Genomic DNA, 23,217 nt, shown 5'->3' on the forward strand with positions numbered 1-23,217 from the left:
GGGCGCGTCACGAAGGGCCCCGTCAGGCCTGCCGGTCCCGGAACCGGTACATCGCGCGAATGTCTCGCGTGATCGCTTTGTCCCGCTTGCTCCGTTTGCTCGCCTGTCGGGCGTCGCCCCGAGCGGCCGACCACTCACTTTCCCTCAGCAGCTTGCGATAGCGTTCCAGCCGGCCGGCGTCGAGTCGGCGGTCCCGGATCGCCTCCTGCACCGCGCATCTCGGCTCGCTGCGGTGTTCGCAATCGCGAAACGCGCACTCACGAGCCAGCTCTTCGATGTCGGCGAACGTACGGCCGGCCGCCTCGGCGACATCCTGCACCCCGATCCCACGCAGGCCAGGTGTGTCGATGAGTACCTTGCCTCCCGGCAGGAGCAGCAGCTCGCGGTGCGCCGTCGTGTGCCGACCCTTTCCGTCGATCGCCCGAATCTCGTTGGCCGCCATCTGTTCACGACCGAGTAATGCGTTGGCCAGGCTCGACTTGCCGGCGCCGGACGAGCCCAGCAGGACGGCGGTACCGGTCATGGTGGACTCGAGGAGGTCGACGCCTGCGCCGGTGATCGTACTCGTCGTCACGATGTCGGCGCCCGGAGCGACCGCGGCGACCATCGCCTCACCCGGAAGAGGATCGTCAACCAGATCCGACTTGGTCAACGCGATGATCGGCCGGGTGCCGGCGTCGTAGGCCAACGTCAGCAGGCGTTCGATGCGACCGACATTCACCCTGTTCGCGACCGACACCGCGATGATCACCGTGTCGACGTTGGCGGCGAGTACCTGCCGTTCCGATGTCCGATCCGAACTCGCGCGCGCGATCGCCGTCCGGCGCGGCAACAGGTGCACGATCCGGGCCTGCCCGTCGTCTCGGCGCAGCACCACCCAATCGCCGGTGCACACGGACTGTTCGCGCTCCGCAGTGCGCCCGACACCGCGGATGGCGCGGACCGGACCTGATGCGGTGATGGTGTCGCACCCGCCGCGATCCACCCGCACGACGCGAGCTGGTAGCTCGTCGTCGGACGCGCGGTCGGTGTACAGGGTCGAGAAATGCTTGTCCCAGCCGAGAGCGGCGAGCTCGACGGGAAAAGACGAATTACTTGCAGAATTCACTGTTGGGGACTTTCGAGGAAAGCCCGCGACCCCAGGAGTCATCCGACTCGCAGCTCAGTCGGTTGTGCGAGAACGGTGTTCGAGGATCAGCAACGGGCTGGAGGAACAGGGATGGTTCGGATGCTGACGATGCCAGCGATCTCGACGGCAACCATCGACTCACCTCCAGGTCTCGTGCTGCCCCCACCGGACAGCGCGGCTCACGCTAACACCGCCGGGCGATGCCCACCACTTCTTTTTCGTTCCGCGGGTTCGCGCTACCGGAGCCCCAACTCGACGCCCTGCGCGAGCACCTCACGACGCGAGGTCATACCCAGCTTCGCCAGGACCGCGGACACGTGATGGTCCGCGGTTTTCGACGAGATGTACAGCCGCTTGGCGATCTCCGAATTCGATAGTCCCTCCGCCACCAGGCGGGCGACCTCGAGTTGCCTGTTCGTCAGGCCACCGGGGTTCACTCGTGTCGTGGGCCGAGGGCGCTGCGGGACGGTGGCGCAACCCCGTTCGCGCATCAACGCACGCGCACGATCGGCGGTACCCGCGGCGCCGAGTCCGTCGAGCATCGTCACACCACGGGCTGGGTCGTCGGAATCCAACCAGCACATCGCCGATGCGAACGGATCACCCGCGTCTGACCACCAACGCGCGGCATCGGCGTGCCGACAGTCGAGCGACAATCGGTACGGCGCCGCGATCGGCCCGGTCTGCGTCGACAACCCGAGCCTCGCACGCCAGACGGCGAGACTCCCTGAGCCCCACTCTGTTCCGTCATCGTCGAGGGTGTGCGCCGCGGTGACCCGGGCGTCCTCGGTCCCGGTCATCCAACTGATCTCCGCCAGGGCGGTCAGGACCGCGAGCCGTCGGAGGGGTTCATCGATCTGGTTGGCGAGGGTCCAGGCGTTCTCGATCTCGTCGATGTCGAACGACGCGCCGCATCGGAGCGGCACCAGCACGGTGACCAGGAGCGGCCACAGCGTGGCGATCGGCATCCCGTCGGCGTCGATGACCGCCCCGGCGTCCTCGAGGGCTCCGTTCCAGTGTCCGCGGGTCAGATGCAGGCGACTCCGCACCGCGGTCTGCCAGTGGCGACAGATCTGGATGTCGCGCTCCACCGTGAACGGGAGACCCGCGTCGAGGATCCGGTCGGCAGCCCGGTACCTTCCCTGTTCGACATCGAGACTGGCCACCTGTGAATAGACGGTTGATGCGAGTTCGTCGAAGCCGAGGGTGCGGGCGGTTTCCATGTGATCGAGAAGTCTTCTGCGAGAGTCGACTTCGCCGGTGGACAGCGCAGCCGAGTCCGAGACGACCTTGTTCCACAGCCGCAGTTCCTCGTCGGATGCCGACGCGGTGTCGGCCAGCAGGGACGCCGTTCCCGACACGTCGCCCCGCATGAACGCGAGAAACGCGCGGTGGATCTGCGCCTCGCTGTACACCGCCGACGCCCCCGTCCCGTTGGCGATCTCCGCTGCACGACCCAGGTGCGATTCCGCGCTCTGCCGATGCGCGCTGTAGTACTCGTAGACCCCGACGGCCACATGTGCCGTGGCCAACCCGGTGTCGTCACCCAGTTCGGTCCACAACGGGAAGGTCTCGTTCACACTGGCTATCGCATCGCGCAGTCGGCTGACCATGTACTGCTCGTTGGCCAGCGCCAACAACAGTTCGGCACGCTCGCGAGCCGGAGCATTGACTTGGTGCTGCTTGGCGATCTCGTAGTACGCGACGGCCTCGGTGTGCGCTCCGCCGCGGATGGCGTCCTCGGCTGCGGCGCAGGCATGACGGACGGCGCGGTCGGAGTCCCGGGCGGCGACGGCGTGGTGGGTCAACACCGACGGGTGCACGGTGCCCAGCTGCTCGAGTGCGTCCAGGAGCTGCGCGTGCAGATGGGCCACCCCACCCGGCGGAATCGTGGATTCGATTGCCCGACGGGCCAATTCGTGTCGGAAAAGAGTGCCGTCGGGCCCCCATTCCAGAAGTCCCGTGTCGGCGAGACGCTGCAGAGTGGGGTAACCGATCCGCAGGACCGGCAGCGCGGTGTCCGACACCCGTTCCGGCGACGCCGCAATCAGTTGAAGGGCTTCGAAATCGGCCGCGCTGACCTTGGTCGTCCGCGCCAGGACCGCATCGCGCACCGACGACGGGATCGGCAGGCCGGGTTCGCGGGAGACCTCGGTCGCGAAGTAGGGGTTACCTCCGGTCGCGGCATGGACCCGCACGGGATCGAGACCCGTACCCTCGACCAGTTCCGCGATCGCCTCGACACTGAGCGGCGGCAGCTCGATCCGGCACACGCCCTCGGCGAGCAGGGCACGCGCTGCCGCCTGGGGCTCGAGCTCTCGATGAGTCAGGAGCAGAACGAGCGGCATCGACTCGATGCGTCGACACAGGAACCTCAGTACATCGGTCGACGCGGCGTCGACCCAGTGCAGATCCTCGACCACGAGAAGCGTCGGTGCAGCCCTCAGATGAGCGAAAGCGGCTTCGCAGACGTCGGCGAGCATCATCGGTTGCACACCGATGCCCAGGTCTTTGACGGGACCCAGTGGACGTGGTGTGTCGAGTGGATCGCAGGCCACCCGCAGCACACGCACGTCCCGGGCGGTCGCACACACCTGCGCGATCAGCGTCGTCTTGCCTGCACCGCTCTCGCCGGCGATGGAGAAGGCCGAACCCACCGGCAACCGGTCAAATGCCGCGCTGATCTGCGACAACTGCTCGGTTCTCTCCAACAATCGCACCGTCCGAGTGTAGGCCGCCCGTCGCTCGAATAGGTGGGTCTACCCATTCATGGGAAGGACGTTCGGCGAAAGATGGGAGGTCCTCACCGATGCCGTCCGTATGCCCGGTGACCGACTGTTGTGGTGCGCCGGTACCGACAACGGTCACCGACGGCCAGTCGTCCCACCACACAGAAATGGACAATCCGATGACGACATCTCTCTCACCAGACCTGGTATCGCTGCGGGAGAAGCAGCAGAAGGTCTGGCGCAGCGGCGATTACAACCGTATCGCCGCGCTGACCGTGCCGGTCAACGAAGCGACCGTGGTCGCGGCATCGGTCATCCCCGGCGAACGCGTCCTCGACGTCGCGACCGGCACCGGCCACTCCGCGCTCGCCGCTGCCCGCCAGGGTGGCGACGTCACCGCGATCGACTACGTGCCGGCACTACTCGACATCGCCCGGGGTCGGGCAGCCGCAGAACATCTCGACGTCGACTTCGTGGAAGCCCCGGCCGAGGTCCTGCCGTTCGGCAACGCCGCGTTCGACACCGGTATCTCGTCGATCGGCATCATGTTCGCCGCCGATCACGAGCAGGCCGCGCGCGAATTGACCCGAGTCGTCCGCCCGGCCGGAAAGATCGTGGTCACGAGTTGGACCGCAGACGGTTTCGTCGGTGGAATGCTCGCCGCGGTCGGCCGCCACGTGACGCCGCCGCCGGGCGCGCGTCCCGCCACCCGGTGGGGCGATCAGCAGTACGTCGCATCGCTGTTCGGCGATCGTGTGCACTCGGTCGATTCGCACACCGCCGTGCTGACCGTTCGGTTCGTCGACGCGGCCGCTTTCGCGGACCTGTTCCTCGGCTACTACGGTCCGACGTTCTCCGCGGCGTCGAAGCTCGACGAGGGCGGCAAGCACGCACTGCGTGCCGATCTGATCTCCCTCGCCGAGTCTCGGCAGCAACCGGTCCCCGGCGGGATCTCCATCGACTGGGAGTACCGCGTCGTCGAGGCGGTGCGGTCATGAGCGCGCCCCGGAGTCGTGGCAAGGTCATCGCTCGCCTCGGCGCGACACTGTCGATCGCCGCGGTCATCGGCGTCGCCGCGCCGCTTGCGACGACGGCTTCGGCAGCACCCGCGCGCACACCGGGCGCGACGCTGACGATCGTCGACCAGAACATCACCGGTGCCGGCAAGAACCGCATCATCATCCAGGGCCTGTATCCGATGACACGAGCGGACGCGGTCGGATTCGTCACCCACATCAACGATCGGGGTTGCGGTGGAATGCACTACATCGTGCTGGGCGACGACGGCCGGGAGCAGTACCTCTACGACCGCAACTTCCCGGGCACCTCGGTCGGGACCGAAGGGTTCCTCCGGGCTTCCGACCGCGGGCTCGAGTATCTCCGGGAGTTCGTCGTTCCGAGCTCGGTTCTCAACGAGGACCGGGACGGTGCTGACGAGGTGTTCACCCGGGTCCGATTCACCGACGGCGACTGCCGGGCACGGGTCCAGACCACCAACGTGGTCGTCGGGCGGTTCTGACCCGACCCGCCGGCCCGACACCCGCCCACCCGGCCTGTGCCGGGTGGGCGGGTGTCGGATCAATTCAGCTCGGCAGCGTCCACGTCGGTGTCGATACGCATGGCGGCCACCAGTTCTCGGTAGAGCTCATCGGTGGCGAGCAGGCTCCGATGGTTGCCGACCGCCCGCACCCGACCGGCTTCGAGGACGACGATCTGGTCGGCGTCCATGATCGTCGAGAGCCGATGCGCGATGGTGACGACGGCTCCGCGAGTGGCCTGTCGACGGATGCCCTCGGCCACAGCCGCCTCGGTCAACCCGTCGAGTTGCGCGGTCACCTCGTCGAGCAGGAGGAGTTCTGGGTCGACCACCAGCGCGCGGGCGAGCGCGATCCGTTGCCGTTCCCCGCCCGACAGCGTTGACGTGGTCACGTCGGTGAGTAGGCCGTCGGGCATGGAATGGACACGCTCATCCATCCGTACGGCCGACAGGGCACGCCACACCTCGTCGTCTGTCGCCTCGGGCGCCGCGTAGACGAGGTTGTCGCGGACCGTTCCGGGGACCAGAGGGGTGTCCTGCTCCACGTAGGCGATGCGTGCTCGCAGGTCGTGGAGTGTCCACTGGTCGAGCGCCCGGCCGTCGAGCACGATCTCGCCGCGATCCGGTCGTAGGAACTTCAGGAAGAGGGAGAAGATGGTCGTCTTCCCGGCACCCGACGGTCCGACGATGGCAGTGTGTCCGCGGCGCGGGATCGTCAGGTCAATGCCGTTGAGCGCAGCGGGGGAGTCTGGTGCGTATCGGTACACCACGTCGCGCAGTTCGAGTGCGGACGCGGTCCGGTCGACCCGAGCCGACGTGCGATTCGCCACCACCTCGTCGTCGGATTCGGTTCGCAGGTCGGAGATCTCGGCAATCCGCGCAGCCGCGGCCAATCCCGACTGTAAGGCCGTGACACTCTGGGTGAGCAGCGAGACAGGCATCATCAGTTGGAATCCGTAGAGCAGGAATGCGATCAGAGTACTGACGGCCATCGAACCGTCGGCGACGCGCCAGGCCCCGAACGCCAGGACGACCATCACCGCCAGATTGATCCCGGACCCGGTGATCGTCCAGGCCCATGCTTCGATACGCACGGCCCGGATTCCCTTGCTCGCCGACCGGTGCGCAAACTCTCCGATCCGGTCGGATTCCCGCGCCTCGGCCCGACTCGCCTTGACGGTGCGAATCGATCGAAGAATCCCCTCCAATCGGCCACCCAGGAAACCGATCTCGGCCTGCGCGTCCTGCTGCGCCTTCGCCAACCCCGGCATCAGTACGGCGGCGGCGATCCCGACCATGACCACGACGACCATCGTGGTCGCGAACAGCGGGAGGTCCAGAAACGCCATCAGTACCAGCGCGCCGACCATACCGACGAAACCGTTGACACCGTTGACAATGCTCGACGTCGTCGCTTCGCGGATCAGCAGGGTGTCGGAGGTGACGCGCGCGACCATCTCGCCGCTCGACCTACGGGCGAGCTCGGGGACCTCGACGCGGAGCAGGTGACCGATCAGTCCGGTGCGGGTGGCGAGGATGATGCGTTCGGCCAGGGTCCCCAGCATGATCGTCTGGATCAGACCGATCACCGACCCGGCGACGAGCAACACGGCCAACACGGTGATCGGCGCCGCCAGAGATTCCGACACGGCAAGACCGTCGAGCACCCACTTCGTGACCAGCGGGGTCGCGAGTTCGGCAGCGGTGCCGAGCAACCCGAGGACGACGCCCACGGCAAGGACGCCCCGGTAGGGGCGTATGTAGTCCCAGAGGATCACGAGTTTGGCGCGCATGGGCATATCCGGGGTCTGCCCGGGATCGGCCGCGGTTGTCGAAGTCGTCATGGTGTGAGCCCTCCCGAGCGGAACATGCAAGCTCTACAATGACACATTGATGTCCCATTTTCAATCAAGTGTGTTGCAGAGACCCGAGTGTGGTGGATAGTCTCGGCCAGGTGAACGATGCGCCGGAACCGGCTGCCGTCTCGGGCGTGCGCCTGCGCACCCGACAGGCCATAGTGTCAGCCGCCATCGCGGCGTGGGCAACTGATTTCTCGACGTCCCTGGGCGACATCGCCGACCGGGCGGACGTCAGCCGCAGCACCTTGCACCGCCACTTCCCCGACCGTCAGTCTCTCGTCGATGCGGCGCTCGTCGAGGCGAGGAGCGTTCTCGAGCGGCAGGCGAGCGAAGCGGTCGACGGGTGCGAATCGGCTCGCGCAGCACTCGAATCGCTGATGCGGGTGATCATCGGCATCGACGACGTCATCGTGTTCCTGTTCGCCGACCCACACCGGTTCGACGGCCACCCGGAGTGGGCTGAGGAAGAGGACCAGATGCTTCCGGAGGTCCTTTCTCGGGCGCAGAAAGACGGTGCCATCGCCGGTGATCTCGAAACGAGATGGCTGGCCGGGGTGTTCTATTCACTCTGTTTTGTCGGTGCGGTCTCGATCGCCGGCGGGGTGATGTCGCGTCGCCGCGCCGCCGATGTCGCCGTCCGGACGTTCTTCTCCGGAGTCGGTGCCGACTGAGAAGCCGACGCACGCGTGGGCTTTGGGTCGGGGCAACACTTCTACCACCGATGAGTGTTGTATCGGGGTGGTGTCAGACCCTGCACCTACCGATCGGATGAGACATTGGGCAGCGTGAACGTACTGGCGTGCGTGGCCGCAGCGGTCGCCGCGTTCCTGGTGAGCGGTGTGTACTACGGCGTCGTGGGTGCACCCGCCGCGGCGGAAGTACACCGACCGACCTGGGCGACGCCGGTTGTCGAACTCATCCGCAACGCACTGCTCGTACTCCTCGTCGCCGGTCTGGTCGCGCAACTCGATCCGGATGCCACCGGTGCACTTCTGCTCGCCGCGGGGCTGTTCCTCATCCCGTTGGTACTGTTCGCGGGCGCGGTCTTCCACGAGGGAACGGCCCTGTCCGCGGCAGCTGTACACCTCGGGGATTGGGCCCTGAAGCTGCTCACCCTCGTCCTGATCGTGTCGCTGTGGCGGTGACGGTGGAATCGCTGTGGACCGCACAATCCCCGTTCGCTACTCCGTGAGGAGGATCGGGTGACGGTTCATCGCCTTTCGGATCACAACCGTCCTGGCACGTGAGAACTCAGGCCGGCTCCAGGGCCCGCTTGGCCTTTTCCAGAGCGGCGAGCGTACGCAGCACCGAATCGCGCTTGGCGGTCAAGTCGGAGACCTTCGCCTTGCCACTCAGGCCCGAGTCCGCCTGCGCGACTGCCAGCCGTTCCTCGATCTCGGCGAGCTGCGCCAGCAAGGACTGCGCACGGCTCATGAGCTCCTCGTGGTCGGGTCGGGAGACGTCCGCAGGGCGGGCGCTTCCGGCCCCGACGTTCTTGGCTTTGCGAGCCGTTGTGCTGCCGTCCTTGTTTGTGGTGGTGGACGCGGATCGTGTGACACCGCGCCGGCTGGACCGGACGCGCGGTGGGGGCTGTGTGCGGGTCCGATTCAGCACTGCCCAGGCGTCACGGGCCGCCACCCGGTGTTCGCGTTCTTCGTCGTCGTCCGAGGTCATTGACGCGCCCAAGGGTCGCAGACCATAGAAGCCGACGAACTCGCGGGCCGCCGCTATGGTCTGTTCTGCCGCGCGGCAGCGCCCGCACCGCGGTTCGCCGCGGAGTTCGGCGATGTCGTCGCTGGATGAGCACCACACGCAGGCGTGGGTAGTGGAGTCGGTCACGATGGCGTCGGCAGCAGCGAAATTCACGGGTGAAAACACTACGGCACAATGTTTTTCATGCTGCGACCGGGCTTCGTCCAGCAGGCTCGGGCCGGGATTGCGCTGGTTGCTCCCGCGATGGACCACGTCCCGGCCTGCCGGATAACGGGCGCATTCGGTACGCATCACGACGATGGGACGTCAGCAGACATCGCCGAGCTGTTGGAATCATTCCGACGAGCGTCCCGTTGGTGCCACCATGCGAGCAATCACTTATGACCGCTTCGGGGGTCCCGACGTCCTGGAACTGACCGACCTGCCCACGCCCAAAGTCGGACCCGACTCCGTGCTGGTGCGCGTCCGCGCCTCCAGTGTGAATCCCGTGGACTGGAAGGTTCGCGAGGGCTATCTCGCCGAGATCATGGACACCGTCTTCCCGGTGGTCCCGGGCTGGGACGTCGCGGGAGTGGTCGAGCAGGTCGGCCTGGACACACCTGAGTTCCAGGTCGGCGACGAAGTGTTCGGTTACGTCCGTAAGGACGTCGTCGGTGGGGAAGTGGCGGGCGGGACGTTCGCCGAGTTCGTCGCCGCCCCGGTGCGCACCCTGGCACACAAGCCGTCGAACTGGTCCTTCGAAGAGGCTGCGGCGCTCCCGCTGGCCGGTCTCACCGCTCTGCAGACCATCCGCCGGGCAGGAGTTCAGTCCGGAAACACCGTGCTGGTTCACGCCGCCGCGGGCGGAGTCGGAACGTTCGCCGTGCAGATCGCCCGGTCCCTGGGCGCACGCGTGATCGGGACGGCCTCGGAGTCGAACCACGACTATCTCCGCAGTCTGGGCGCCGAGCCCACGACGTATGGCGAGGGCCTCACCGACCGGGTACGGGCACTCGAGCCCCAGGGTGTCGACGTCATCCTCGACTACGTGGGCGGCGACGCACTCGACTCGGTCGAGGACGTGTTGCGCGACGGCGGCACGGTCGCCTCGATCACCGACGCGCGGGCGCGCGACGAGTTCGGCGGCCACTACGTCTGGGTGCGTCCCGACCCCGCGGATCTTGCCGAACTCGCCCGACTCGCCGACGCAGGCGATCTCACGCCGGAGATCGCGGAGGTGTTCGACCTGGCCGACGCGGCCAGCTCTCACGAGCGCAGCGAATCCGGCCATGTCCGCGGCAAGATCGTCGTACGCGTCGCAAGCGAATGACCGCAGGGGAGATCTAGTCGAGATTCGCAGTTGCCGCAGATGCGTTCGACCTCGCCGGGCGCTCGCAGTTGGTCACGCGCGAAGTCGTGGTCCAAGGCGACCAGCGGATCGCGGTCACCGTGCGACCACCGATCAAGGCATCTCCATCGTCTGGGCGCGACGAATCTCGTCCACAGCCCGAGTCACGTACTCCATCGGGTCGACGTCGGCACGTGCCGTGAGGTCGGTGATGACCACCAGGGCAGCGGCGGTGGTCTCCGCGTCCGGTAGGCCAGCGGATGGCAGCGCATCGGCGCCGGCGGTGTCGCCCACACCCAACGCGCCGGTCAGCACCAGGGCTACCGCTGCGGGACTGGCGGCGGCAGTCCATGAGGCGGCGGCACGGCTGGTGCTGGTCATCACCTCGGACACATCATCGCCGGTCAGCCCATCGGGGAACACGGTCTCGAGGAGTTCGCGCAGCGTGATCGCATGCACTTCTCGCGACTCGGGGTGCAACGCGAGAAGGTCGGTCGCGGCACCGAACGCCTCGGAGTCGTGGGCGCGCGCGCGCGGATGGCTTCCCCGGTGGTCTGGGCGACCTTGTCCGCCACCGACGACCGGTCGGGCCGTGACTCATTGTGCGGCATCGGAATTACCCTCCCTGTGTGTTCGGCAGCGAAAACTCACCGTCGGAACCGGTGGCGCTGGCGACTGCTGACGACAGCAGTCGTTTGATTTCAACGGAATTCGGGTTCGTGTGCGGACACACGGCCGGCGGACGGGGACGAACGGTGACCAGACCGACCACAGGCATGGTAGGTCATCCCGGTCACCGACTGTCACATCGCTCGACAGACCCCGGATGCTGTACTTCGACAAAGCCTGTCGGGCGGTTCGCCGCTGAGCACAATCCACTTGGAACGCGCGGCTGCACAATGCGTTTCGTCACACGTGACGAAACGCAACCTGCGGCCATGTTCACGACATAGGCAAGGACTCAGTCTAAGAGCGGCTAGCGTCGGGTGTCTAGTCGAGTGGCATGTCGGCGGCCTGCTTGTCACCGGCGATGACCTGCTCGACGTCGGAGAGGGTGTAGCCGGTCACCTCGACGAGGAAGTGCAGGTAGCCAGCGCGGGCCTTGACCTGGCTGCCGCCGAGGTAGTTGCGGTCACCGACGTTGCGCCAGGCGTCTTTCCACATGTGCGCTTCCCGCGACGCAAGCGCGATGCCGAGTCCGATGATCTGGGCGCGGTCGGCGGTGGTGGCCTGCTCGATCAGCTCGGCGGGCTCGCCTCCGAGGATCGTGGCCGCGATCTCGGCGGCGTTGCCCTGCATGCTGTTCGCTCCGAACATGTCGTGATGGGCGCGCATCGATTCGGCGATGAACTTCGCGACCTTCGGGGCGCTGCCCTTCGGCAGGGTCTTGCGGGCCAGCCACGCGGTCAGCATCTCGATCCGCACCTCGCGGGCGGTCACGCTCGCGGTGTTGAGGACCCGCACCCGGCGACGTTCCTGCTTCCGGGCCTCCTTCTCGTCATCGCTGAGGTCAGCGGTGGCGGTTGCGCTGCTCGGGGTGCTGCTGTAGGTACGGAACCTCATTCCTAGGTCGCGGAACTCGCTGACATACCAAGTGGTCTCGATTGACCGGCTCGCCTGGCGAGTGAGGGCACGCGGGTCGTGCAATCCCTCGTCGGGCTGGGCGTCAGCGGGGGTGTCCTCGTCGGTGAGGTCCAAGTCGATCAGGTGCTCGTCGATGCTGTTGCCCTCGGCGTCGACCCACCCTTCGGTCACGTCGGCCCACACGTAGGCGAGACGCTGACTCACTGGCACGTCCTCAATCTGTACGGGCTTACCCTCGGCGGTCTCGATGTGTTCCAACTGGGCGCGGGTGTGCCGGTGCTCGGGTCTACGGGTCACGGCCTCGATGCCGTCGGCGGTGTAGACGGCGACCTGGGCCAGCAGCTCGACCCGCTCGTCGGCGTTGTCGGCCAACTGCTTGGCCTGATGCTCGAACACGCCGCGTGCGGCGGCGTCTAGGAGCCATTGCTGCGCTTCGGGGTCGTGGTCGTAGGCCGCGACGGTCGCGGACTGCTCCAACGTCAACCCCGCTCCCTGCTCGATCAAATCCAGGGTCGTTTCGGACTTCGCCAACGCGAGGGTGGCGTCCACGTCCTTCTTCTTGGTGCGGATCGTCTTGGCGATCTTGGTCGCCGACATCCCGGCCAGGGAGAGTTGTTCGATCGCGGCCACGCGGTCGCGGGTGCGGAGTCCTTCGCGCTGGAAGCTGGCCAGCTGCTCCACGATCCGGTCGATGGTCAACGCCTTGTCGTCGGCGTCGGACGCGACCGGCACGACGTAGACCGGGACGGTGGCAAGCTCGGTTTCGCGCGCGGCCAGCGTGCGGCGCTGCCCGTCGCGCACCCGGACCTCGCCGTCGACCTCGACAGCGAGGATGGGTTGGCGCACGCCGTCGCGGATCGAATCGACGAACTCGGCGGTCAGGGTGGCCTCGGCCTCGGTGCGAATGTTGGTGTCGATGACCAGATCGGCCGGGTTGAGGTGGCGCAGCTCGCCCGTCGCGGTGACGGTCTCGGTGGTGGTGTTGTGTGTCATGGGGTTTCTCCCTTACTGTGGTGGGTGAGACCCCGGCCAGCCTGACCCTGGCCGGGTTTTCTTTTGTCCGCGTACCGGATTGCGACGCGGAAGCTTCTTTTACAGGTCGCCGATCTCTTCCCAGTGGGCGATCGCGTCGGCGGCGGCGAGGGCGGGGGACAGGTCGTTGTTGTATGCGTCTTTCCAGCCGAAATCGGGCAGGTCGCGGTGGCTGAATCCGTTGGTGCGTCTGCGGATTGCTCGGTCGACTCCGTACATCCACACGGCGAATTCGCGGTCGCCGTCGGCCTCGGTGAGGCGGTTCGGTTCGTGCTGGGCGATCTGGTCGGCGGCGGCGTCGACGTTGGCGGGGTCCTTGGTGGCGATCCAGGCGTTCATGTCGGTGGGTCCTTTCGGGTTGTTGTGCGGGTTAGTCGTGGGTGAAGGTGCGGCCTGCGCCGAGTTGGTCGATTCCGCAGCATTCGCAGAGCCAGTAGCCGGGTGGGTCGATGTCGTCGGCCTGGGTCAGGTAACCGTGATCGGCCATGAACGCCAGGACCTGGGCGGTGCTCTCGGTGTTGAGGGCGGTCATGTCTCCGTAGGCGACGGCGACCGCGCAGCTGTTGCACAGCTGGTAGGCGGTGGTGGTGGCGCTGGTCATGGTGACCCCTCCCGTTGTGAGTGCTGGTTTGCGTTTGCACTGGCCATCTCTTTGCCGGAGGGAGTGGGCTGCAAGGGAGGAAGTGAAAAAGTCATCCGGGCCGTAGGCCTGCAAACCCGTAGGGCGGGTTAGTTTTTCACGCCCTTGCGGGCCGCGAGTGGAGGTAAGAGAATGCGGCAGGGCAACGCAAACCAACTCAGCCCGAAGGGCTCAGGGCGCGGCGTAGCCGCTCCGATGAGGTGACGGCGCAGCCGGCAGACAAACCGCAACCGGTCGGGGCCGGCGACCTCGTCTCGGGAGGTCGGGCACACCGGACGCACAAGGCAGTCGGGGTGATTGTGCGGGAGCGACGCGGGCCGCGGTAGGGCTCGGTGTCGCGGCAGCACAACGTCGTCTTTGAAAGTGGGCGCATCTCGTGGCGCTCACGCCCTCGTGGTGGGTGCGGCGGCGGATGCCGAGTCGATCAGTACTGACGTAGAAGCCACGGCGGGTGGCCTCGAAGCTCAGTGCGGATACCTGGCCTACCCAGACTCCGATGAGATCTGAGGTTCCCCTGAAAAAGTGGACACGGTTAGCTTGTTTGCTGACTTGTGTGTGATCTGATTTCGAAGTCGATAGGTGAGACCATCCCTAGCGAGCTATGCCTTCTGTCATGGTTGTAGAATCGGATGTAATTGTCAAGTCCGGCAGCAAGATTCGCGTAGCTGCCGTACGCGTGGCGCTTGTAGTTCTCGTGTTTGACCGTTGACCACAACGACTCGGCGCCGGCGTTGTCCCAGCAGATGCCGGTCGCGCCCATCGAGCGTTGCAAACCATGTCGACGGCACGCTGAAGCCATGTCGTAGCTGGTGTACTGACCGCCTCGGTCGCTGTGCAGAATGGTGCCGGCCACCGAACCGCCACGAGTGAGCACTGCAGCATCCACCGCGTCCTCGACGAGCTCGGTGCGCATGTGATCTGCCAGCGACCAGCCCAGCACTCGACGCGAGTGCTCGTCTCGGATCGCGCACAGGTAGGCGTCCCCTTCGCCGCAGGTCAGATAGGTGATATCGGAGGTCCAGACCAGGTTGATGCCGCCGCGATCGAAATCGCGGCCGACCCGGTCCGGCGGGAACGACGCGGCCGGATCGACCTGGGTGGTCCTGACCTTGAACGTGCGCGGACTGATGCCCTCGATGCCCATCTCGGCCATGATCTTGGCGACGGTGTTCTCCGAGACCGCCACCCCCTCAGCGTGCAGATCGGCGGTAATGCGCGGTGAACCGTAGATGCGTCGCGAGGCCTGCCAGTGCGCCAGAATCTTCACTTCCAGATCCCGGCGCCGCTGCTGTCGGGGCGTCAACTCGACACGATGTTGCCGATCTGCCCACGCGTAGAATCCGGACCGCGACACACCCAGGAGAGCAACAAGTTTCGTCACGTCGTGGTTGGCGCACTCCGCGGCGATGAGTTCGAAACGACTCACCGATGATGCTGCGCCGCAAAGTACGCCGATACTTTTTTCAGGAATGCGATATCACGGTCCTTCTCGGCGAGTTCGGCACGCAGCCTGGTCAGTTCTGAGCGTTCACTCGCCGACAGATCTTGGTCGGGCGGCACCTTGCGAACATCATCGGCGACGCCGTCTCGAAGCCGCTCAGCCCGAACCCATTTGCCCAGCAGATTCTCATGCACATTGAGTTCCCGAGCCACCTCGGTGATCGGCCGACCACCATCAATCACCCGACGAGCAGCCTGAGCCTTGTACTCCGGCGTAAACGACCGCCTCCTGGACATGTCGACATCCTTCCAGCAGGACCCCTGGCCCCACTATCTCGGTGTCCACTCAAACTGGGGAGGCTCAATCGTGACACCGGACGGCAAAGGTCGCTTTAATTCGTTTCAGAATGGCTCATTTACCCCACAACTGGCGCACATCCTGTCAACGAACCTATTATGGACATTTGGGCGGATGCTGGATATGAAGCCGGAAAGTGGGGTTAGCCCATCGCCGCACCGGTCATCGACCGCATCAACAACAAGGTCTTTAGGGTCCTCTCCGAAATGCTCGGCCATCAGAGGTAGCGCGGTGGATCGACCGTAGGGTCGTCGTCGATGGTGTCGACGTGCGGGTCGGCGAGAATGTTGGTAACCGCAAGGGAGCTGGCACCGAAGGTGGCGAAGTGCGGGTTGACGTCTCTGACGACACTCCGTGCACGGTCCGCCGGCCAAACGAACGCCGGGATCGGCCAAGAAGACCCGAACGGCGCGCGGCGTGGTTGTCGTCCCACGCGGCCAGATCAGCCTCGCCTCGCACAGGTAGTACCGACGGACGCTATGCCGCCGCTGCTCGTTATTGATGTTGATCCTCACGGCACCGGTTCGCCCGCACAGGGTCTCGACATGACTGACCAACGGCCCTCGTGAATTAACCCCTGGCTCAGTGGGTGACCGGTAGTAGCACTCGTCGCGAGTGGTGGTGTGCTGCATTCGAGCGAAGTTCTGTACACCGCGAGAAGCGCCTGAGACAGTGAGCGGGTGAGCCCGTCGTGAACTCGCCCCGGCCGTGCATGGTCGGAAGAACGTGCTGAGCGTCGACGAACTCCAGCCAGGCGGGGGCGCCTAGGTGTCTGCGTTGCCGTTCTTCCATTGTGGCCACGGGATGTTCCAATCGCCGAGTCCATCAACTCCCGGCAGTGTGTCGGCGTTGGTGTTCTTGACCGTGACGGGGTCACCGCGCAGGGTGTTCTTCACGAGCCATTCCGCGTCAGTGGGACTCAGGTTTGGGCAACCGTTGCTGACGTTGCTGCTGCCTTGCGCCGACATCGACCACGGTGCGCCGTGCATGTAAATGCCGCTGTAGGACATTTGCACCGCCCATTGAACGGGTGTGCGGTATCCCGCTGCGGACTCGACAGGCACTCCGTAGGTGGACGAGTCCATGATGATGTGCTCGACGCGATCTCCGATCATGTAGATACCGCGGGGCGTCGGAGTGCTGTCTTTGCCGAACGAGGTCGGCATCGTGCGGATGACCTTGCCGTCTCGTTTGACGACTATCGTTTTGGTGTTGTCGTCGGCAACGATTTCCTGAGCTCGGCCAATCGTGAAGTCGTAGGACAAGTTCTCGTCGCCGTAGAGCCCGTCGCCGAGGTCGACTCCGTAAATGTTGACGGCGACACTGACTTTGGTGCCCGGCGTCCAGAAGCGTTCGGGCCTCCACCGGACTTCGGAGTCGCTGATCCAATAGAACGCACCCCGCATCTGGGGGTCAGACGACACGGTGATCGCCGCCTGTGCCTTCTTTCGGTCGGGGATGGGATCGGCGAACCGCACCCCGACTGTGTGGGCGATCCCGACGGTTTTCTCGCCGAGGATGGCAGCGCTGGTCAGTGACTCCGGTGAGGTCGTGGTGAAGCGCTGCGAGACGACCGATCGACCGCCCACGCCCACGGCCTCGGCTTGAACGGAATACCGCTTCGAATATCCCAGGGGTTGGGTGCTTGTCCACGTTGAGCCGTCCTCGCTCAGTGAGCCCGCCAAGGGACGGCCGCTGGCTGTGGGGATACGGACGTTTGTCAACGCGCCGCGGCTGGCCGTGACAACAATAGGAAGCCCAGGTTCGACAACCGCGTTGGGCGCGAGTCGACCGCCACCTTCGGTGGCCACAGCAATGGAAGGCTGTGCGATGTCGGCGAAGCTGTCAACGGCCTGAATCTCGTTGCTGTAGGCGGCGCCTCCGGTTGAGCTGCACGAGGTCAATAACATCACCACAGCCGTCAGGGCTGCGAGCATCAGCAGTCGCGGAATACCTGCCCGGACCGACCCGCGGCATCCACGAGCGCTCGAGCACTGCGGCTGCGCACCGTAAGCCGCCAAGAGATCACGTGGCTCTTCGATAGCTCGAGTCCTTCTTACGCGGCCCATCGATTGTGGCGAACCCTCTCACTCGGCGCCTGGACTAGGTTTACTATCCACGATAGTAGTTGAATGCTGTGCGCTCCTCTACCGCTGCACAGCGCGAGAGCAGGTTCGAAACGTCTTCGTGGTGGGCGACCGCCGAGCGGTCACGTCGACCTCATTATTGCCGTGTGGCGACACCCCACAGGTAGTCCCCGCCGATGCGTGTTCGCCACCGCTCGCCGACGTCGAGGCCGTGGTGCGACAACTCTCGCGACACCTGCGGGACCACTCGTCCTCATACCTCCCGCGCGCCGATAAGGCGGGTCGTCCGACGACGTAGACTCCCCGGGTTCTCAACCACGGTGCAGGATCGAGTTTGGGTCCATCTTGCTGCCACACCTTGTAGTGCAGGTGTGGGCCGGTGGAGTAGCCGCGGTTTCCTACCGTTGCGATCTGCGCGCCGGCCAGGACTCGCTGCCAGACGCTCACCAGTCTCTCGCTGATGTGCCCATACACGCCGATCGTGCCGTCGTCTTGCAGCACTCGCATCCACAGCCCGAAGCCGGCGGCCTTCGATAACCGTCCCCGCCCAAGGCGATCTTTGAGGTCGCGGGTTCGGTGTGCTCACGCAGCTGTGACACGCGCAGCAAGTTCGTGGGGTAGTCGGGGCTGCTCGTCTCATCGATAACGACAGTGACGTCTTCGAAGACGTGGCGTTTCTGGGTGCCGTCAGGTGGTCGAGAGTGACCACCCAGGTCGGCCGGGTGCCACCGTCTGTCAGATCCTGCTCGTGGAGTGGGTGGAGTGGACGTGATCAAAAGCGCGTCCGGATCTGAGTCGCCTCCTTCCTTCGTTGCTCCACACGAGTCCGTTAGCTGAGCGTGTAGAGCAATTGTTCGTTTGCGGCGTATGCATTTTCGGCGTTTCTGGCGACCAGCGCGTTGACACTATTGATGGTGCTGCGTTGTTCCCAGTGTGTGCCGTCTGGGCTGCGCCAGACGGTGTCGGCGGTGTCGATGCCCCAGAGCGTGCCATCGGGTGCGGCCGCCAGGAGAGCTAGGGCCGGCGCATCGGGAACGGTTGTGAAGGTCTGGGCGTCGTCGGTGCTGTGTTGCAGGCCATCTGGGGTAGTCGCCCATACGCCGCGGTCGGTGATCGCGAGTGCTGCTGCGGCCAGGGGCGCGCCGGGGGTCCAGCTTCTCCCGTCATCGGTCGATACGAGCAGGCCGTTGATTCCGTCGAAGCCTACGAGTAGTTGTCCGTTGGTGGCGAGCGCGTGGAAGTCGATGTCGCCGGCCACCGATCTCGGTGTCCATGTCTGCCCGCCATCTTCGCTGGCGACGAGTCCCAGCGGGTTGGGTGCCGAGCTCCGCGGGCCGGGATGGCCGGAGGCGAAGATCCGATCAGAGCCGGTTACCCCGGCCAGTCCCATGAAGTCGTCGTCGGAGACGCCGACCCGGCTGGTGGTTCCATCTGCGGTGAGGGCGATTACGCCGGTGTGAGTTCCGGCGAGGATAGTGCCGTCGGCGCGGATGTGCAGGGCGTGGAGGTGGTCGAGTTCTGGGGTCAGTGTTGCGCTCTCTGCTGAGGTTGCCGACGGTGGTGGGGATGTGGGTTGTTCCCGGGTGGAGCAGCCGGTTAGCACAATCAGCGTGGCGATGACTGCGAGGACGACCGCAGCGGTGCGGTTGGACGGGTTTGAGGCAGGCAAGCGGCTAGGACTTTCGTGTGGGTAGGACTGAGTTCGGGCGTGGGTGGTGTGGTGCTCGGTGTGGCGGCGAGACCGGGATCGAGGGTCGGTAGAGAGCCACCCTGGCCCTCTGGGGCGTCGTGGTCGTGGTCACGACTTCTGGATGGGGATGGAAGCCTGCGAAGGTTGTTGGCCGCAATGTCTTTGGAGGACGAGGGAGGCAAGGACGGTACCGAGGTGGTGACGCGCCCCGGCGAGGTCGCCGATCGCAGCGAGGTGGCGGACGAGACCGATGTGAGCGGCGAGGTGGCGGCGTCGGTTCGAGGTGACGCTGAGGTGATGGGCGCGGTGGAAGAACTGGTGGGCCGAGTATGGCGTGGGTGCCCGGTAGACGTCGCGCATGGCATGCAGATACTGACGACGGTGGTCGTCCGGGGGCGAGTGCGTCCCCCTCGGGTTCTCGGTCACAGCGCATCCCTCGAACTAGTACGCGCAGGCTGGGTCAACCCGCGTCATCTAACTACTATAGGGCCTAGTAATTGGCGGCGCGGTGGGTGCTGGAGTTGCGGCGTCACGGACGAGCCCCTGGGGCATACTGGCTGGTGGTGCAGGTGGCGGACCGCCGGGAAGGTGTATTGAGCGTGGGTCTCAGCGAGCACGACGGCGGGCGTCGAGGATCGAGGCGAACGATGGGTGAGCATCCATGAGTGCAGCGGTGGTGTTAGCCTCGATCTTTCGTGAGGTGGCGGTCGTCTGTTGGGTGGCCCGGGTGGGTGGTCTGAGGACCGGATCTCCGGGCGTAGGCCGTGAGAGGTGCCCGACGCGTCGGTGGGCGTCGGGGTTCACGGCCCCGAGGTGGAACGTCCTTTCTGGATCAGAGGTCAGGTCGGCTTGATGTCAGGCAGGTGCGGGAAGTGCTGCGAGTCTTGAGATCCCGTCGAGCAGCAGTCCAACATGTGGTGCGTGGGCGGCAAGCTTCAACCGGGTTCGGCGGGCGTGGCGGCTGATCTTGGCGGCGATCGAGAACACGCGGTGGCGCAGTCGTTTGGGTTCCCACCGGCGAGCGGGATGATCAGCGAAGGCCAGCAGCTGGGTCCAGGCGATCAGCTCGCAAGCGAGCATCACGATGGCACACCAGATGCGGTTCTGATCGAATCCGTGCAACGGAAGATTGGTCAGGCCACAGTCTTTCGCCGTGCGGACCCGGTCTTCGCAGCGTGCGCGTCGCCGGTGACGCAGTTCCAGATCGGCGAGTTGGCCACGAACGGTGTTGGTGGCGAACGCGGTCACCCGCAACCCATCACGATCGGTGAAGCGTAGCTGCGCACCTGGATGCGGGCGCTCCTTGCGCACGATCACTCGCATGCCTTCGGGCCAGCCCGATAGGTCGATCAGCCCGGTCAACTCGGCCACCCACGCCCCGTCGCGCTCGATGCCCTCGGTGTCGTAGGCCGGGGTCCAGGCCTCGGGACTGATCCGGTCGATCGCGGTTGCGGTCGCTTCGGTGAGCCCGAACCCGACCGAGTACGCCAGGCGTCGTCGGGTGAGGTAGTCGACGAACTCGTGGGTGCCGCCGGCCGAGTCGGTGCGCACCAGCACCGACTTGCCAACCCGATAGCCCGCCACGTGCGGTAGCTGCTCGAGTGCGGCGGCGGTGACCGCGATGTGATCGGCAGCGGTATTGGCACCAGCATTACCCGGGCGCAACTCGATCGCTAGGGGTTCGCCGGTGCCGTCGCTGCCGTGATCGACGAACGCACACAGCGGGTGAAAACCGAACCCCCGCTTGTAGGTTGGTGCCGCATCCTGTTTCTCCGAGTGCGCGGTCACCAAAGTGGCGTCGAGGTCGACGATCACCGGGTCAGCGACGTCGGCGTCATGGTCGGGAGCAGTGGCACCGGCTGCTGACCAGCACGCTGCCCGCGCGGCAGCACGCGCGGTCGCAATCGCCGACAGCGCCGCCGGCGCATCATCGGCCAACGTCGAGATCAGGCGCGACACCGTCGGATCAGAGGCGACCTGACCGAACACCGCCGGGTCGGCGCGTAACTGGTTGATGTCGGCCAAACAGTCGCCACCGATCGCGACCGCCACGGCCAGGTCCGAGATGATCTTGCCCGGATCATGAGTCGCCAAAGGTTTGCGCCACGGCGCCAACGCCTCGGATAATCGGCTGGTCAGACCCGTTTTCTCCGCAGCCCGGAGTAACACCGCGGCGCCGGCGTGCGACACGACCCCGGTTCCGGTGCCATCTGCAGACAGCGTGGGGTACGGCGACGTAGACTTGCTCACCTGAATGGTGCTCCTCGATCTGGTCCGATTGATACCTTCGCAAGTTCAATCATCCCAGTTCAGGGCACCATTCTTTATTCACGACACGAATCAGCGTGAAAGCGCGAGGTTAGTTGTTGCCGCAGGTGTGCTGGGCTGGCTGTGGCCTCGATGGATGGTTCGGGTGCAGGGCCGTATCGATGCTCGTTGGGTGTTGGTGGCCTGGCCGGCCGCGCAGGTCGTGTTTGCGTTGTTGTGGGTGGGAGCTGTTGTGACGCTGGCGGTTCCCGGTCATTTCGGCATCCATTCGTTGTCTGAGGTGGTGTCGTGTCTGCGGGTGTTGTCACACGGCGCATCCCCGCGGGTGGAAGCGATCTCTGGTGGCGTGCTGGCGGTGGTGACCGTGGCAGCGATTGTCCGAGCGGTGACGATCGCGGTGCGATCGGCGGTGCGGATGCGTGGTGCTCGTGAGGAGTATCTTCAGTCGTTGCGGTTGGTGGGCGCCCGCAGTGAGCGCTATCCCGATGTGTGGTGGCTCGCCGACGGGCGGCCGATGGCGTTTTGTCTGCCGGGCAAGGATGCCGGCATTGCCGCCACGACCGGGTTGCAGGCGGCGTTGTCCGGTGAGGAACTCGATGCCGTCGTTGCTCATGAGCGCGCACACCGGCGGCAACGTCATCACACCGTGGTGTTGGCGGCCCGCGCTCTCGGGCGTGCGTTCCCGCTGATTCCGTTGTTCAGCCGCGCGGGCCGTGAGGTCGCCGGCTTGGTCGAGCAAGCCGCCGATGCCCGCGCGGCCCAGCTGGTGGGTGCGCGGGCGGTCTGCTCGGCGTTGGGAACGTTGGCCCGTTCGGGACCTGTAGCGGGCCCGGTGGGTGTGTTGTCGATCAGCGATTCGTCGTCGGTGGGGCCTCGGTTGAGCCGCTTGGACTCCGGTCACCGGTGCCGGTCGCGACGTCATCATGTGGGTGCTGCCGCGGCGGTGGCTGGTGTGGTGGCGGTGCCGACCACGCTGGCGGTGTCCGGTGTCGTCTCGGCGATGGTGATCGCGATGTGTGTGTAGCCGAGACCGACCCGGGCAGGTCCGACCGCTAGGGGTTGTTGAGAAGCTGCTGCATCCTCGCAATTTCGCTCTCCTGATCAGTGACGATCTGACGTGCCAGAGCGATCGCCTCGGGCGATTGGCCGTCTTGAATCTCGGTCTTGGCCATGGCGATGGCGCCGCGATGGTGTTCGATCATCTGGGTCAGGAACAGGCGCGACGCCTCGGCTCCTTGCGCGTCGCGTAGCTGCTGCATCTGTTCTGGCGACATCATGCCCATCATCGACGGCATCGGGGAGGAACCCGGCGCCATCGACGTACCCATGTCCATGTTGTGTCCCTGGCCCTCGAGTGGGGCTCCCCATTGCTTCAGCCACGACTGCATCTGCTCGATCTCAGGCTGCTGAGCGTCTTTGATCTGCTGGGCCAGACTGACGACCTGGGGGTTGATGTTGTCCTTCTCCAACAGGATGTCGCTCATCATGATCGCCTGGGTGTGGTGCGGGATCATCTGCTGGGCGAACGAGATGTCCGCGCTGTTGTGTTCGGCAGTGGCCGCCGCTGAGGATTCGGTACTGGCCGCGCTGGTACCCATCCCCGACATCGAGGAATGATCCTCAGTCGAGGTGTCCGAACACGCGGCCACCACTGTCAGAACAGCCGCCGCGGCAGCAACGACGACACCCGTTCGTGTGACTCTCATCGATCTCCTCCTCAAGAGTGATACTTCGCCACCGCCCGGCGGCGCTTCGATAACAATTCTACTAACACCGATAGTAGTTAGTCGCCTGCCCGGCACCCACAAAACGGGCGGTGAACTG

The 23,217-nt window shown here is 65.6% G+C and carries 23 protein-coding genes; 7 read left to right on the top strand and 16 right to left on the bottom strand.

Features of this window, described 5'->3' with window-relative positions; genetic code table 11:
- Positions 1–22: 22 nt before the first annotated feature.
- Both rsgA and QAD21_RS12630 read right to left on the bottom strand, forming a co-directional pair.
- Positions 23–1,108: a ribosome small subunit-dependent GTPase A gene (gene rsgA, locus QAD21_RS12625; protein ID WP_068970860.1), complete on the bottom strand. Its 1,086-nt coding sequence runs from the start codon at positions 1,106–1,108 to the stop codon at positions 23–25.
- A gap of 257 nt (positions 1,109–1,365) precedes the next feature.
- On the bottom strand, positions 1,366–3,849 hold the full coding sequence (locus QAD21_RS12630) for a LuxR family transcriptional regulator (protein WP_223258903.1): 2,484 nt from the start codon (positions 3,847–3,849) through the stop codon (positions 1,366–1,368).
- A gap of 188 nt (positions 3,850–4,037) precedes the next feature.
- Here QAD21_RS12630 and QAD21_RS12635 point away from each other — a divergent pair, with 188 nt between their 5' ends.
- Both QAD21_RS12635 and QAD21_RS12640 read left to right on the top strand, forming a co-directional pair.
- On the top strand, positions 4,038–4,856 hold the full coding sequence (locus QAD21_RS12635) for a methyltransferase domain-containing protein (RefSeq protein WP_068970861.1): 819 nt from the start codon (positions 4,038–4,040) through the stop codon (positions 4,854–4,856).
- A complete protein-coding gene (locus QAD21_RS12640; RefSeq protein ID WP_065629969.1) occupies positions 4,853–5,377 on the top strand; it encodes a hypothetical protein in 525 nt (174 codons plus the stop codon). The genes QAD21_RS12635 and QAD21_RS12640 overlap by 4 nt, the downstream gene beginning before the upstream one ends.
- A 59-nt stretch (positions 5,378–5,436) precedes the next feature.
- On the opposite strand, the gene QAD21_RS12645 is transcribed toward QAD21_RS12640, so the two are convergent.
- Positions 5,437–7,239, bottom strand: a complete 1,803-nt coding sequence (locus tag QAD21_RS12645) for an ABC transporter ATP-binding protein (protein WP_068970859.1) — start codon at positions 7,237–7,239, stop codon at positions 5,437–5,439.
- Between the two features lie 110 nt (positions 7,240–7,349).
- On the opposite strand from QAD21_RS12645, the gene QAD21_RS12650 reads away from it, so the two are divergent.
- Together QAD21_RS12650 and QAD21_RS12655 are read left to right on the top strand one after the other, a co-directional pair.
- Entirely contained in the window at positions 7,350–7,925 is a 576-nt protein-coding gene (locus QAD21_RS12650; RefSeq protein WP_058250550.1) for a TetR/AcrR family transcriptional regulator, read from the top strand.
- 114 nt (positions 7,926–8,039) lie between these two features.
- Positions 8,040–8,399 carry a hypothetical protein gene (locus QAD21_RS12655; protein WP_223258902.1) on the top strand — a complete coding sequence of 120 codons (360 nt, stop codon included), beginning with the start codon at positions 8,040–8,042 and terminating at the stop codon, positions 8,397–8,399.
- A gap of 106 nt (positions 8,400–8,505) precedes the next feature.
- Here QAD21_RS12655 and QAD21_RS12660 read toward each other — a convergent pair whose 3' ends face one another.
- Positions 8,506–9,093, bottom strand: a complete 588-nt coding sequence (locus QAD21_RS12660; protein ID WP_175401093.1) for a hypothetical protein — start codon at positions 9,091–9,093, stop codon at positions 8,506–8,508.
- 238 nt (positions 9,094–9,331) lie between these two features.
- Here QAD21_RS12660 and QAD21_RS12665 point away from each other — a divergent pair, with 238 nt between their 5' ends.
- Positions 9,332–10,276 (top strand): NADP-dependent oxidoreductase, encoded by a 945-nt coding sequence (locus QAD21_RS12665; RefSeq protein ID WP_068970858.1) that lies wholly within the window; start codon positions 9,332–9,334, stop codon positions 10,274–10,276.
- A 132-nt stretch (positions 10,277–10,408) separates the two neighbouring features.
- On the opposite strand, the gene QAD21_RS12670 is transcribed toward QAD21_RS12665, so the two are convergent.
- The 6 genes from QAD21_RS12670 to QAD21_RS12695 all read right to left on the bottom strand — a co-directional run bounded on the left by QAD21_RS12670 (position 10,409) and on the right by QAD21_RS12695 (position 15,287).
- Positions 10,409–10,774, bottom strand: coding sequence for a hypothetical protein (locus tag QAD21_RS12670; RefSeq protein WP_280359631.1), 366 nt, complete (start codon positions 10,772–10,774; stop codon positions 10,409–10,411).
- 510 nt (positions 10,775–11,284) lie between these two features.
- On the bottom strand, positions 11,285–12,871 hold the full coding sequence (locus tag QAD21_RS12675) for a ParB N-terminal domain-containing protein (protein WP_068970856.1): 1,587 nt from the start codon (positions 12,869–12,871) through the stop codon (positions 11,285–11,287).
- A gap of 99 nt (positions 12,872–12,970) precedes the next feature.
- Positions 12,971–13,249 (bottom strand): hypothetical protein, encoded by a 279-nt coding sequence (locus QAD21_RS12680; protein ID WP_068970855.1) that lies wholly within the window; start codon positions 13,247–13,249, stop codon positions 12,971–12,973.
- A gap of 31 nt (positions 13,250–13,280) precedes the next feature.
- Positions 13,281–13,511 (bottom strand): hypothetical protein, encoded by a 231-nt coding sequence (locus tag QAD21_RS12685; protein WP_068970854.1) that lies wholly within the window; start codon positions 13,509–13,511, stop codon positions 13,281–13,283.
- A gap of 571 nt (positions 13,512–14,082) precedes the next feature.
- Positions 14,083–14,976 carry an IS3 family transposase gene (locus QAD21_RS12690; RefSeq protein ID WP_165630008.1) on the bottom strand — a complete coding sequence of 298 codons (894 nt, stop codon included), beginning with the start codon at positions 14,974–14,976 and terminating at the stop codon, positions 14,083–14,085.
- Complete coding sequence (locus QAD21_RS12695) at positions 14,973–15,287, bottom strand: transposase (protein ID WP_068969944.1); 315 nt, start codon at positions 15,285–15,287, stop codon at positions 14,973–14,975. Before QAD21_RS12695 ends, QAD21_RS12690 begins: the two co-directional genes overlap by 4 nt.
- Positions 15,288–15,404: 117 nt before the next feature.
- Here QAD21_RS12695 and QAD21_RS12700 point away from each other — a divergent pair, with 117 nt between their 5' ends.
- Positions 15,405–15,494 (top strand): hypothetical protein, encoded by a 90-nt coding sequence (locus tag QAD21_RS12700; protein ID WP_083229424.1) that lies wholly within the window; start codon positions 15,405–15,407, stop codon positions 15,492–15,494.
- 618 nt (positions 15,495–16,112) lie between these two features.
- On the opposite strand, the gene QAD21_RS12705 is transcribed toward QAD21_RS12700, so the two are convergent.
- The 5 genes from QAD21_RS12705 to QAD21_RS12725 all read right to left on the bottom strand — a co-directional run bounded on the left by QAD21_RS12705 (position 16,113) and on the right by QAD21_RS12725 (position 21,375).
- A complete protein-coding gene (locus tag QAD21_RS12705; RefSeq protein WP_006357614.1) occupies positions 16,113–17,285 on the bottom strand; it encodes an Ig-like domain-containing protein in 1,173 nt (390 codons plus the stop codon).
- 210 nt (positions 17,286–17,495) lie between these two features.
- Complete coding sequence (locus tag QAD21_RS12710; RefSeq protein WP_242696962.1) at positions 17,496–17,942, bottom strand: M23 family metallopeptidase; 447 nt, start codon at positions 17,940–17,942, stop codon at positions 17,496–17,498.
- Positions 17,943–18,264: 322 nt separating this feature from the next.
- Positions 18,265–19,104 carry a F510_1955 family glycosylhydrolase gene (locus QAD21_RS12715; protein ID WP_035718240.1) on the bottom strand — a complete coding sequence of 280 codons (840 nt, stop codon included), beginning with the start codon at positions 19,102–19,104 and terminating at the stop codon, positions 18,265–18,267.
- Between the two features lie 129 nt (positions 19,105–19,233).
- Positions 19,234–19,551, bottom strand: coding sequence for a hypothetical protein (locus QAD21_RS12720; protein WP_039994217.1), 318 nt, complete (start codon positions 19,549–19,551; stop codon positions 19,234–19,236).
- 429 nt (positions 19,552–19,980) lie between these two features.
- Positions 19,981–21,375, bottom strand: coding sequence for an IS1380 family transposase (locus tag QAD21_RS12725; protein WP_280359634.1), 1,395 nt, complete (start codon positions 21,373–21,375; stop codon positions 19,981–19,983).
- Positions 21,376–21,379: 4 nt separating this feature from the next.
- Between QAD21_RS12725 and QAD21_RS12730 the strand changes: the two genes are divergently transcribed.
- Positions 21,380–22,417: a M56 family metallopeptidase gene (locus tag QAD21_RS12730; RefSeq protein WP_280359635.1), complete on the top strand. Its 1,038-nt coding sequence runs from the start codon at positions 21,380–21,382 to the stop codon at positions 22,415–22,417.
- Between the two features lie 28 nt (positions 22,418–22,445).
- Here QAD21_RS12730 and QAD21_RS12735 read toward each other — a convergent pair whose 3' ends face one another.
- Positions 22,446–23,099 carry a DUF305 domain-containing protein gene (locus tag QAD21_RS12735; RefSeq protein ID WP_055477285.1) on the bottom strand — a complete coding sequence of 218 codons (654 nt, stop codon included), beginning with the start codon at positions 23,097–23,099 and terminating at the stop codon, positions 22,446–22,448.
- Positions 23,100–23,217: the final 118 nt, after the last annotated feature.

Origin of the sequence: Gordonia sp. SMJS1, assembly GCF_029866425.1 — a bacterium.
GTDB classification, from domain to species: domain Bacteria; phylum Actinomycetota; class Actinomycetes; order Mycobacteriales; family Mycobacteriaceae; genus Gordonia; species Gordonia hongkongensis.